At 58.6% G+C, this 12157-nt stretch carries 11 protein-coding genes; 7 read left to right on the forward strand and 4 right to left on the reverse strand.

The features are described from left to right. The first annotated feature begins 225 nt into the window (after positions 1-225). Entirely contained in the window at positions 226-660 is a 435-nt protein-coding gene (locus K7431_RS23300; RefSeq protein WP_012721764.1) for a YkgJ family cysteine cluster protein, read from the forward strand. Between the two features lie 226 nt (positions 661-886). Here the strand turns inward: K7431_RS23300 and typA are convergent, their stop codons facing one another. Then, positions 887-2707, reverse strand: a complete 1821-nt coding sequence (gene typA / locus K7431_RS23305; protein WP_003217997.1) for a translational GTPase TypA — start codon at positions 2705-2707, stop codon at positions 887-889. 139 nt (positions 2708-2846) lie between these two features. Next, on the reverse strand, positions 2847-4301 hold the full coding sequence (gene thiI / locus K7431_RS23310; RefSeq protein WP_012721763.1) for a tRNA uracil 4-sulfurtransferase ThiI: 1455 nt from the start codon (positions 4299-4301) through the stop codon (positions 2847-2849). A gap of 334 nt (positions 4302-4635) precedes the next feature. On the opposite strand from thiI, the gene glnA reads away from it, so the two are divergent. Next, the gene (gene glnA / locus K7431_RS23315; RefSeq protein WP_012721762.1) at positions 4636-6042 is read left to right on the forward strand and encodes a type I glutamate--ammonia ligase; all 1407 of its coding nucleotides are present in this window, start codon (positions 4636-4638) and stop codon (positions 6040-6042) included. A 76-nt stretch (positions 6043-6118) separates the two neighbouring features. Here glnA and K7431_RS23320 read toward each other — a convergent pair whose 3' ends face one another. Then, positions 6119-6355: a DUF6124 family protein gene (locus K7431_RS23320; RefSeq protein ID WP_012721761.1), complete on the reverse strand. Its 237-nt coding sequence runs from the start codon at positions 6353-6355 to the stop codon at positions 6119-6121. Between the two features lie 448 nt (positions 6356-6803). Here K7431_RS23320 and K7431_RS23325 point away from each other — a divergent pair, with 448 nt between their 5' ends. The 4 genes from K7431_RS23325 (at position 6804) to ntrC (ending at position 10645) form a co-directional block, all read left to right on the forward strand. Further along, on the forward strand, positions 6804-7340 hold the full coding sequence (locus tag K7431_RS23325; RefSeq protein ID WP_012721760.1) for a chorismate mutase: 537 nt from the start codon (positions 6804-6806) through the stop codon (positions 7338-7340). A 77-nt stretch (positions 7341-7417) separates the two neighbouring features. After that, positions 7418-7843, forward strand: a complete 426-nt coding sequence (locus tag K7431_RS23330) for a cupin domain-containing protein (protein ID WP_012721759.1) — start codon at positions 7418-7420, stop codon at positions 7841-7843. A gap of 295 nt (positions 7844-8138) precedes the next feature. Beyond that, positions 8139-9212 carry a nitrogen regulation protein NR(II) gene (gene glnL, locus K7431_RS23335; RefSeq protein ID WP_224316751.1) on the forward strand — a complete coding sequence of 358 codons (1074 nt, stop codon included), beginning with the start codon at positions 8139-8141 and terminating at the stop codon, positions 9210-9212. Continuing rightward, on the forward strand, positions 9209-10645 hold the full coding sequence (gene ntrC, locus K7431_RS23340) for a nitrogen regulation protein NR(I) (RefSeq protein ID WP_003218003.1): 1437 nt from the start codon (positions 9209-9211) through the stop codon (positions 10643-10645). Before glnL ends, ntrC begins: the two co-directional genes overlap by 4 nt. A 532-nt stretch (positions 10646-11177) precedes the next feature. Here ntrC and K7431_RS23345 read toward each other — a convergent pair. Continuing rightward, entirely contained in the window at positions 11178-11618 is a 441-nt protein-coding gene (locus tag K7431_RS23345; RefSeq protein WP_012721757.1) for a hypothetical protein, read from the reverse strand. Between K7431_RS23345 and K7431_RS23350 the strand changes: the two genes are divergently transcribed. After that, positions 11617-12072, forward strand: a complete 456-nt coding sequence (locus K7431_RS23350) for a tRNA (cytidine(34)-2'-O)-methyltransferase (RefSeq protein WP_012721756.1) — start codon at positions 11617-11619, stop codon at positions 12070-12072. The two genes, K7431_RS23345 and K7431_RS23350, sit on opposite strands and share 2 nt — an antisense overlap. Positions 12073-12157: the final 85 nt, after the last annotated feature.

The following is a 12157-nucleotide window of genomic DNA, read 5'->3' on the forward strand; positions in this document are numbered from 1 at the left end:
GGCGAGATAGAAGGAGTTGCTAGAGCCTAGACGGTCTGACAGACGGTAGACGCTCTGGTTCGGCAGTTTTTTAACTCATTCACCTTTACGCGAATTAGATGCAGGGGTCGTGCCCGTTCAGCCCGCCGGCAAACCTTTGAGCTGAAAACAGCAAAATATTGTTCAAAAAATCACCAATCCCGGTATGATCGCGCGCCCGGATATAGCCCCACCTTTGGAACCCTGATGAAGCCTCAATTGATCGCCGCCGCGGAACTCGACCGTCTTGAAACGTGGCAGAAATATTCCGCGCATATGTGCGGTGGTTGCGTGTCCAGCTGCTGCACGCTGCCGGTCGAAGTGAAGATCAAGGACCTGATCCGCATCGGCATCGTCGATGAATTCGAGCGCGGCGACCCGCCGAAGAACATCGCCAAGCGGTTGCAGAAGGAAGGCATCGTCGAGCGTTTCAATTCCAAATCCGAGATCTTTACCCTGCAGCGCATGAGCAACAACGACTGCCTGTACCTGGATCGTAAGACGCGCTTCTGCACTATTTATGACAAGCGCCCGGATACCTGCCGCAACCACCCGAAAATCGGGCCGCGCCCGGGGTACTGTGCGTATAAGCCAAAGGAAGTAGTGCGCGAGACCACGTTCAAGACCCTCGATAAGTTCTGATCCCCTGTAGTGAGCGGGCTTGCCCCGCGCTGGGTGGCGAAGCCGCCCCAACCCAGGCACAGCGTTTCTCCAGTTAGAACGAGGTATCAAGTTTTGGGGCGGCTTCGCCACCCAGCGCGGGGCAAGCCCGCTCACTACAAGAGCGCGCTCTGCACACAAACTGCAGGCACAAAAAAACGCCCCCGGCCTTTCGACCGGGGGCGTTTTTCATTCAGCCTGAGTTAACTCAGTTCTTGGCTTTCTTGGCAGCGCGGGTACGCTCGCCTTCGTCCAGGATCTTCTTACGCAGGCGGATCGACTTAGGCGTGACTTCGCACAGCTCGTCGTCCTGGATGAATTCCAGGGCCTGTTCCAGGGTGAAGCGAACAGGTGGAACCAGAGCGATGGTTTCGTCTTTACCCGAAGCACGCATGTTGTCGAGCTTCTTGCCTTTGGTTGGGTTGACGCCCATGTCGTTGTCACGGCTGTTCAGACCAACGATCTGGCCGTTGTAGATCTCTTGACCGTGTTCAACGAACAGCTTGCCACGCGCCTGGAGGGTTTCCAGGGAGTAGGTCAGCGCCTTGCCGGTTTCTACCGATACCAGAACACCGTTCTGACGGCCGGACATGTCGCCGGACTTCATGGTGTCGTAGCGATCGAAGATCGAGGTCAGGATGCCAGCACCGTTGGTCAGGGTCAGGAACTGGTTACGGAAACCGATCAGACCGCGAGCAGGGATGTTGTATTCCAGACGTACACGGCCTTTGCCATCCGGCACCATGTTGGTCAGGTCGCCCTTACGCAGGCCCATCTCTTCCATGACCTTGCCCTGGGATTCTTCAGGGGTATCGATGGTGACGTTTTCGAACGGTTCCTGCTTCACGCCGTCAACTTGACGGATGATCACTTCTGGACGACCAACGCCCATTTCGAAGCCTTCGCGACGCATGGTTTCGATCAGTACCGAGAGGTGCAGCTCACCACGGCCGGAAACCTTGAATTTGTCGGCCGAGTCGCCTTCTTCAACGCGCAGAGCAACGTTGTACAGCAGCTCTTTGTCCAGACGTTCCTTGATGTTACGGGACGTCACGAACTTGCCTTCTTTACCGCAGAAAGGCGAGTCGTTTACCTGGAAGGTCATGGAAACGGTTGGCTCGTCAACGGTCAGAGGCTTCATCGCCTCGACGTTGTCCGGCTGGCACAGGGTGTCGGAGATGAACAGCGAGTCCATACCGCTCACGCACACGATGTCGCCGGCGAACGCTTCTTCAACGTCGATACGGTGCAGACCGTGGTGACCCATCAGCTTCAGGATACGACCGTTGCGTTTCTTGCCGTCGGCGCCGATAGCAACAACCGGGGTGTTCGGCTTGACGCTACCACGCGCGATACGGCCAACGCCGATAACACCCAGGAAGCTGTTGTAGTCCAGTGCCGAGATTTGCATCTGGAACGGGCCTTCACGGTCAACTTTTGGAGCCGGCACGTTGTCGACGATCGACTGGTACAGCGGGGTCATGTCTTCAGCCATGTCGGTGTGTTCCAGACCGGCAATGCCGTTCAGGGCCGAGGCGTAGACGACTTTGAAGTCCAGCTGTTCTTCGGTGGCACCCAGGTTGTCGAACAGGTCGAAGATCTGGTCCAGAACCCAGTCCGGACGCGCGCCTGGACGGTCAACCTTGTTGATGCACACGATCGGACGCAGGCCGGCTTCGAAAGCCTTCTTGGTCACGAAACGGGTTTGCGGCATAGGGCCGTCTTGAGCGTCAACCAACAGCAGAACGGAGTCAACCATCGACATTACGCGTTCTACTTCGCCGCCGAAGTCGGCGTGGCCCGGGGTATCCACGATGTTGATGTGGTAGCCGTTCCAGTTGATCGCGGTGTTTTTAGCCAGGATGGTAATACCGCGCTCTTTTTCCTGGTCGTTGGAGTCCATCACGCGCTCGTCGTTGAGCTCGTTGCGCTCCAGGGTGCCGGATTGACGCAGGAGTTTGTCTACCAGGGTGGTTTTACCATGGTCAACGTGAGCAATGATGGCGATGTTACGTAGATTTTCGATCACTTGTGTATCTCGATCAGAGGATTCGGTGTGCTGACAGGTCGTGGCAGCGATTAACAGTAGAGTCAGGCCTTGCCGTTACAGCTTGACGGCAGAGTCGGGGGGCCGGTGACGCAGGCCACAGGCAAACAGCCCCGGGCTCTTAGCTCGGTCGATAAACGCGCACATTGGCATACCCCTCACTGAGCAAATGGTGGGCATGCAGGCGACTCATCACGCCTTTGTCGCAATACAGCAGGTACTGACGGCTGTTATCCAGTTCCTTGAAACGCGCGTTCAATGCATAGAACGGCAACGTTTGCACGTCGATGCCGGCGATTTCCAGCGGCTCATCTTCGGCGGCATCCGGATGACGGATGTCGACAACGATCTGGCCGGCCAGGGCTTCGCTGACTTCTTCGATCTGCACATCCTGGCCCAGTTCGTCGATAACGCGATCGATCGGGACCAGCTTGGCGTTCTCGAGCGCACGCTCCAGAATCGCCATATCAAACTGTTGTTCTTCGTACTCCACGCGGTTGCGCTTGGCGTGGGTCTTGGGGTTCACCGAGATGACCCCGCAATATTCAGGCATATGCTTGGCAAAGTCAGCGGTGCCGATTTCTTCTGCCAGGTCGATGATGTCCTGCTTGTGGCTGGCGATCAGCGGGCGCAACACGAGCTTTTCGGTGACGCAGTCGATCAGCGACAGGTTCGGCAGCGTCTGGCTGGAGACCTGGGAGATCGCTTCACCGGTCACCAGCGCATCAATCTGCAACTGGTCGGCAATCCGGGACGCAGCGCGCAACATCATACGCTTCAAAACTACGCCCATATGACTGTTATCGACTTTGCCGAGAATTTCGCCCAGCACTTCCTCGAAGGGCACGCTTACAAATAGCACGCGTTGGGAGCTGCCGTACTTCTTCCAGATAAAGTGCGCGACTTCCATCACGCCCAATTCATGTGCACGCCCGCCCAGGTTAAAGAAGCAGAAGTGGCTCATCAGGCCGCGGCGCATGATCTGGTAGGCCGCCACCGTGGAATCGAAACCGCCGGACATCAGGACCAGGGTCTGTTCCAGGGCGCCCAGCGGGTAGCCGCCGATGCTGTCGTGCTGGCTGTGGATCACAAACAACCGTTGGTCGCGAATTTCCATGCGCACTTCAATTTGCGGCGCTTTCAGGGAAATTCCGGCGGCGCCGCACTCGCGACGCAGCTTGCTGCCGACGTATTTCTCGACGTCCATGGAGCTGAAGGTGTGCTTGCCGGCACGCTTGCAGCGCACCGAAAAAATCTTACCTTCAAGTGACTGACCATAGTGCTGCTTGCACTTCTCGGTGATGTCGTCGAAGTCGCCCAGCGGGTACTCATCCACCTGCAGGAAATGCGCGATGCCCGGCATGCAGCTCAGGCGCTCGGTCATGTCCTTCAAGGCTTTGGGCTCGGTGATACGGGTTTCCAGCTCGAGATTGTCCCACACGCCGTTCACCACCACAGCCGGGTCCAGATCGCGGAGCACGGCACGGATGTTCTTGGCCAACTGACGGATGAAACGCGTCCGTACCGGTCGGCTTTTGATGGTGATCTCGGGGAAGACTTTAACGATTAATTTCATGGAAACAGCGCGCGCCGGGCCTGCTGAAAAAGGGGGGCGCGGATTATAGCGGAAATCGCTCAAGGTTTAACCAGTTAATATGCACAGTAAGCGCTACGCACTAAATAGGTGCATTTGCGCGCTTTTGCGCCACATTGAGGTGCGCGTTTTTTGCGCTTTTGTCGCAATGCACCGTTATAGGGGCGTTTTTGGAGCAAAAAACCCATGTTGGCGCACTGGCATGCAATTTGCTCTCTTGTGAGGCAGGTTGCCATGGCGGACTATCCGCGCCGGCATCACCCACATTCTAAGGGCTAACTCCACTACCCCAGCCCGAAGCCACCCGGAGGACACTATGTCGAAGTCGGTTCAACTCATCAAAGATCATGACGTTAAATGGATTGATCTGCGCTTCACGGACACCAAAGGCACTCAGCACCACGTGACCATGCCGGCTCGCGATGCGCTGGATGATGCTTTCTTCGAAGAAGGCAAAATGTTCGACGGTTCCTCCATCGCCGGCTGGAAAGGCATCGAAGCCTCCGACATGATCCTGATGCCGGACGACAGCACTGCCGTACTTGACCCGTTCACCGAAGAGCCAACCCTGATCCTCGTCTGCGACGTGATCGAGCCTTCGACCATGCAAGGCTACGACCGCGACCCACGTGCGATCGCCAAGCGTGCCGAGGAATACCTGAAGTCCACCGGTATCGGTGACACCGTATTCGTGGGCCCAGAGCCAGAATTCTTCATCTTCGACCAGGTTAAGTTCAAGTCCGACATCTCCGGTTCCATGTTCAAGATCTACTCCGAACAAGGCTCCTGGATGTCCGACCAAGACGTGGAAGGCGGCAACCATGGCCACCGTCCAGGTATCAAAGGGGGCTACTTCCCAGTTCCGCCGTTCGACCACGACCACGAAATCCGTACCTCCATGTGCAACGCCATGGAAGACATGGGCCTGGTCATCGAAGTGCACCACCACGAAGTGGCCACTGCCGGTCAGAACGAAATCGGTGTGAAGTTCAACACCCTGGTTGCCAAGGCTGACGAAGTACAGACCCTGAAGTACTGCGTACACAACACCGCCGTTGCTTACGGCCGTACCGCTACCTTCATGCCTAAGCCTCTGTACGGCGATAACGGTTCGGGTATGCACGTTCACCTGTCCATCGCCAAAGATGGCAAGAACACCTTCGCTGGCGAAGGTTACGCCGGCCTGTCCGACACTGCCCTGTACTTCATCGGCGGTATCATCAAGCACGGTAAGGCCCTGAACGGCTTCACCAACCCGTCGACCAACTCCTACAAGCGTCTGGTCCCAGGTTTCGAAGCACCGGTAATGCTGGCCTACTCGGCACGTAACCGTTCCGCGTCGATCCGTATTCCTTACGTGTCCAGCCCTCGTGCTCGCCGTATCGAAGCCCGCTTCCCGGATCCAGCAGCCAACCCATACCTGGCCTTCGCTGCCCTGGTCATGGCCGGCCTGGACGGTATCCAGAACAAGATCCACCCTGGCGACGCCGCCGACAAAAACTTGTATGACCTGCCGCCTGAAGAGGCCAAAGAGATCCCACAAGTGTGTGGCAGCCTGAAAGAAGCCCTGGAAGAGCTGGACAAGGGCCGTGCGTTCCTGACCAAAGGCGGCGTGTTCAGCGACGACTTCATCGATGCCTACATCGAGCTGAAAAGCGCTGAAGAAATCAAGGTGCGTACCTTCGTACACCCACTGGAATATGAGCTGTACTACAGCTGCTAATCCAGTAGCGCCGCCTCTTAGAGCGGCGTGACAAAAAAGACCTCCTCCGGGAGGTCTTTTTTTTGCCTGGGGATTATCAGATGGCCGCTTGGCGGTCGAGCATCCGGATGACCATCAACGTGCCCAATGCACTCAACTGGTGGATGGCCAGCGCTGCATCGCGGTGCTTGCCATCCAGATCCTCAGAGAGATCCAGCAACAAGGTGCTGACCGAGGAGAAGGTCTCGAAGCTGTTGATCATCAGGGCTTCGTCGTCGATATCGTCGGCGATTGTGAAGACTGATGGAGGTGGATTTGGGGTTGGCTTGAACATTTTCTACATTCCTCAAATGAGGCCGCCTTCGCTTCGCTACTAAACGAAAGGGTGGCGGCTGTGCGCAGGTTAGTAGACCGGTGAATGTAGAAGCCCGGCGCATCCGAAAATGCCCTGCGCACAGCCACCATCAAGCACAGATTCGGGAAATCTGATTGATGGAGAATGCACGACCTACAATTCGAATCCAGGCTACTAAACCTGATCGCTGATGAGCAGCGACCGAGCAACCTTAGAGACGACAAGCCAGCCGTACAAGCCGGCGGATTCTGGCGCACCTGTAGGCAACCACGCAAGTTAAGGTAGCCTCTGGCTGACGCCGCTCAAAACCTGCCAACCCAATCTAAATGTGGGAGGGGGCTTGCTCCCGATGGCGGTGGTTCAGTCAAATAGAGGTCAACTGATACACCCCCACCGGGAGCAAGCCCCCTCCCACAGGAGATCACCCTTGAAGTTTCGATTTGTGTTCGCTCTGTTGTTCGTCAGTGCCACTGCGAGTGCCGCGCCACCCACGCTCGAACCGCTGCTCAACAGCATCGCCGAACGCTTGGAGATTGCCGATCAGGTCGCACTGAGCAAATGGGACAGCAAAAAACCTGTAGAAGATAAAAAGCGTGAACAAGAGGTCATCGCCAGCGTCGCCGCCCAGGCACCGAGCTTCAAGCTGCCACCTGGCGCCGCCGAGCAGTTCTTCTCGGCGCAGATCGAAGCCAACAAACTGGTGCAGTACACCCACCTCTCCGACTGGCAATTCCAAGGCAAGGCACCTGACGATCCACGCCCCGACCTGGTGAAACAGATACGCCCGCAATTGGACGAGCTGCAGAAACGGCTGCTGCAGCAATTGGCCGACTTCACCCCGCAGCGTACCGACCCGCAGTGCCCGCAATGGTTGGCCGAGGCCGTGCATGAGCCCCTGAACGATCCGTTGCGTCAGCTGGCGATGATCCGCGCCACGGCCGAACTGTGCACTGGACCTACTTGATTTGAGGACCCGTCCTGCATCTTCACCGAGGCCGGTAGCCATAGCCTGACTGTTCATTTATCGAACAGGATGGAACCATGATCACCCTCAAGTGCTTGATTGCAGCAGCGGTGGGTTTGTCGTTGCTTGGCTGCGGCACCCACCCAAAGAACGCCGTACACATCGAAAAAGAGGTGTTGCTTGAACGCAGCGCGTCATGGGATGGCACACCTTACAAAGCCTACCCCTCAGGTCCGCCGCAACTGACGCTCATACGCCTCAAGATCCCTGCGCACACGCAATTGCCCTGGCACACTCACCCAATGCCAAATGCCGCCTACATCGTTTCGGGAGAGCTGACCGTTGAAACCCGTAAAGGCGGACTGACGCGCACCTTGAGGCAAGGGCAAACCCTGGCCGAGATGGTAGGCATTGAACATCGTGGTATTACCGGCAACACCCCGGTCGAGCTGCTGGTCTTTTACGCGGGCCGTCCGGGCATGCCACTGTCCGAACAACACTGATCCATCCCCCACTCCGGATCGTTTTCAACCCGCCCTGAAAACGATCCACTCGCCACTTCCTGAACAACCTTCATAAAACCGCACTATATTGGTGCGATAGGCTGCACCCTTCCCACCTGGCCAGCCCATTTTGGTTCGAAACTTCCCGAGCAAGCTGGCAGAACGCCACAGTTTCGCGCCTAAACCCCCCATTTCAGGGCTTGCACGCTTCTTTTCGGAGCCTTGGTTTGGTTTTTGCATTTTCCTTGTATCAGCGTGTGCCTCAAGCCCGCGCCTTGCTCCAAAAGAGGTCCCAATGACCATCAGCGATGCACTGCACCGTTTGCTACTCGACAACCTGACCACCGCGACCATCCTGCTCAATGACGACTTGCGCCTTGAGTACATGAACCCGGCGGCAGAGATGCTCCTGGCCATCAGCGGCCAGCGCAGCCATGGGCAGTTCATCAGTGAATTGTTCACCGAGTCGGCCGAAGCCCTGAGTTCATTGCGCCAGGCAGTGGAGCAAGCACACCCGTTCACCAAGCGCGAAGCCATGCTCACTGCGCTTACCGGCCAGACGCTGACGGTCGACTACGCCGTGACCCCTATCCTGAGCAACGGTGCGACCTTGCTGCTGCTGGAAGTGCACCCCCGCGACCGCCTGCTGCGCATCACCAAGGAAGAAGCGCAACTGTCCAAGCAGGAAACCAGCAAGATGCTGGCGCACGAAATCAAGAACCCCCTGGGCGGCATTCGTGGTGCGGCACAACTGCTGGCCCGCGAGCTGCCAGAGGAACACCTCAAGGACTACACCAACGTCATCATCGAAGAGGCCGACCGCCTGCGTAACCTGGTAGACCGCATGCTCGGCTCCAACAAGCTGCCATCGCTGGCGATGACCAACGTGCACGAAGTGCTCGAACGCGTCTGTCACCTGGTGGAAGCCGAAAGCCAGGGCTGCATCACCTTGGTGCGCGACTACGACCCGAGCATTCCCGACGTATTGATCGACCGCGAACAGATGATCCAGGCGGTGCTCAATATCGTGCGTAACGCCATGCAGGCCATCAGCAGCCAGAACGAGCTGCGCCTGGGCCGCATCAGCCTGCGCACCCGCGCCCTGCGCCAGTTCACCATCGGCCATGTGCGCCATCGCCTGGTGACCAAAGTCGAGATCATCGACAACGGCCCAGGCATTCCTGTGGAACTCCAGGAAACCATCTTCTTTCCCATGGTCAGCGGCCGCCCGGACGGTACCGGGCTGGGCCTGGCCATTACCCAGAACATCATCAGCCAGCACCAGGGTCTGATCGAATGTGAGAGCCATCCTGGCCACACCACCTTCTCGATCTTTTTGCCTCTGGAACAAGGAGCCCCATCGACATGAGCCGTAGTGAAACCGTCTGGATCGTCGATGACGACCGTTCTATCCGCTGGGTCCTCGAGAAAGCCTTGCAACAGGAAGGCATGACCACCCAGAGCTTCGACAGCGCGGACGGGGTGATGAGCCGCCTGGCTCGCCAGCAGCCCGACGTGATCATCTCCGACATCCGCATGCCCGGCGCCAGTGGCCTGGACCTCCTCGCGCGGATTCGCGAGCAGCACCCACGCTTGCCGGTGATCATCATGACCGCGCACTCGGACCTGGACAGCGCTGTCGCGTCCTATCAGGGCGGCGCCTTTGAATACCTGCCCAAGCCGTTCGACGTGGACGAGGCAGTGGCGCTGGTCAAGCGCGCCAACCAGCACGCCCAGGAGCAGCAGAACCAAGAAGCTCCGCCCGCCCTGACCCGCACCCCGGAGATCATCGGCGAAGCGCCGGCGATGCAGGAAGTGTTTCGCGCCATCGGGCGCTTGAGCCACTCCAACATCACCGTGCTGATCAACGGCGAATCGGGTACCGGTAAAGAGCTGGTGGCCCACGCCCTGCACCGTCACAGCCCACGGGCGGCCTCGCCGTTTATCGCACTGAACATGGCGGCCATCCCGAAGGACTTGATGGAGTCCGAGCTGTTCGGCCATGAGAAAGGGGCGTTTACCGGCGCGGCCAACCTGCGTCGCGGTCGCTTTGAACAGGCCGACGGCGGCACCCTGTTCCTCGATGAAATCGGCGACATGCCGGCCGATACCCAGACCCGCCTGTTGCGCGTGCTGGCGGATGGCGAGTTCTATCGGGTGGGCGGGCACACGCCGGTCAAAGTTGATGTGCGCATCATCGCGGCCACTCACCAGAACCTGGAAACCCTGGTGCATGCGGGCAAATTCCGTGAGGACTTGTTCCACCGCCTCAACGTGATCCGCATCCATATTCCGCGCATGTCGGACCGTCGCGAAGACATCCCGACCCTCGCCCGCCACTTCCTCAGCCGCGCCGCCCAGGAGCTGGCCGTCGAGCCGAAGCTGCTGAAAAGCGAGACCGAGGAATACCTCAAGAACCTGCCGTGGCCGGGCAACGTGCGCCAGCTGGAGAACACCTGTCGCTGGATCACCGTGATGGCGTCCGGGCGCGAAGTGCACATCAGCGACCTGCCGCCGGAGCTGTTGAGCCTGCCGCAGGACTCTGCCCCCGTCACCAACTGGGAACAGGCACTGCGCCAATGGGCCGATCAGGCCCTGGCACGCGGCCAGTCGAACCTGCTGGACAGCGCCGTGCCTGCATTTGAGCGGATCATGATCGAAACCGCCCTGAAGCACACCGCCGGGCGCCGTCGCGACGCTGCCGTGCTGCTGGGCTGGGGCCGTAATACCCTGACGCGCAAGATCAAGGAGTTGGGGATGAAGGTTGATGGTGGGGATGATGACGAGGGCGATGAAGGCTGAATCTCCGACCCACTGAAGATCCAATGTGGGAGGGGGCTTGCCCCCGATGACGGTATATCAGCCACAGATGTTGTGACTGACCTACTGCCATCGGGGGCAAGCCCCCTCCCACATTTGGATCTTCACAAAGTTCAAGACTGTGCACCGCTTCAATGCACCATGAACCGGCATCGGGCATGGATCCGACACCTGAAACCTATGCCTCATTGAAAAAAAACTGAAAACCAAAAACACCAAAGCCCCGTATTCCGGGGCTTTGCGCTTTCTGGAAAATTTTTTTGGCACAATCTGGCAACTCTGGCACGCGCCCTGCAATAACCCTCGTACTACCCAGTTTCGGGGACCTTGGTACAGGCAGGCCGAGAATCCCCTCTTTAACACCGAAGCCTTCAAGGCTTCACCCCGTTTTGGGAGCCCTGGTACAGGCAGGCCGGGAACTCCCTTCTTTACACCCGGGGCTTATGTGGCGCAGCGCCCATAGCCCCAGCCCGTTTTGGGGACCTTGGTACAGGCAGGCCGGGGATTCCCTCTTTTATTGCTCTTGGAGATGGATCTCCAGCCGCCAGCGGCCATCGGCTTTCTCGCCTTTCCACTCCCCTCGCAACGGCCGGGCCGCCACCAGGTTCAGCAGCAGGCCCGCATCGGTCTTGCGCACGCGCCAGTTCACGTCCTTTTCATTGAACTTGAGTTGCCCACTGGCCGCCTTGCCCTGTGCGTCGAATAGCAGCGCCACCGTGCCGTCGATCAGCTCGCCGTGCAGCTTGGGTTCGCTGTTGAACCACACCACCACGCCGTCCGCCACAGTCTCGACCTGCTGCAGCTCGACCGGGTCCGGCGTGGTCAGCCGGCCAATCATCAGGCCCACCATCAGGCCGACAATCGCCAACGAACCCATGACCCTCGGCATTAGCTTCGGCCTTGGGTCCTCTTCGGGGGTAGAATGCAGCGCATCTTTGCCTTCGGAGCCGTGCATGTTTCACGTCATCCTTTTTCAACCAGAAATTCCGCCGAATACCGGCAACGTTATCAGGCTGTGCGCCAACAGTGGCTGCCACCTGCATTTGATCGAGCCCCTGGGCTTTGACATGGACGACAAACGCCTGCGCCGCGCCGGGCTGGACTACCACGAGTACGCCACCCTCAAGCGCCACGCCGACCTGGCCAGCTGCCTGGAGAGCCTGGGGCATCCGCGGCTGTTCGCGTTCACCACCAAGGGTTCACGGCCGTTCCATGATGCCAGCTTTGCCGAGGGCGATGCTTTCCTGTTCGGTCCGGAAAGCCGGGGCCTGCCGGCCGAGGTACTCGATGCCCTGCCCGACGGCCATCGCCTGCGCCTGCCAATGCGCGAGGGTTGCCGCAGTTTGAACCTGTCCAACACCGTGGCCGTCGCCGTCTATGAAGGTTGGCGCCAACTCGACTTCAAATAACACCGTAAAACAAGTGTGGGAGGGGGCTTGCCCCCGATGACGGAGTGCCAGTCGACATCTATGTGACTGACACTCCGCTATCGGG

The sequence above is a fragment of the Pseudomonas fluorescens group sp. genome, assembly GCF_020093335.1.
GTDB lineage: Bacteria > Pseudomonadota > Gammaproteobacteria > Pseudomonadales > Pseudomonadaceae > Aquipseudomonas > Aquipseudomonas petroselini.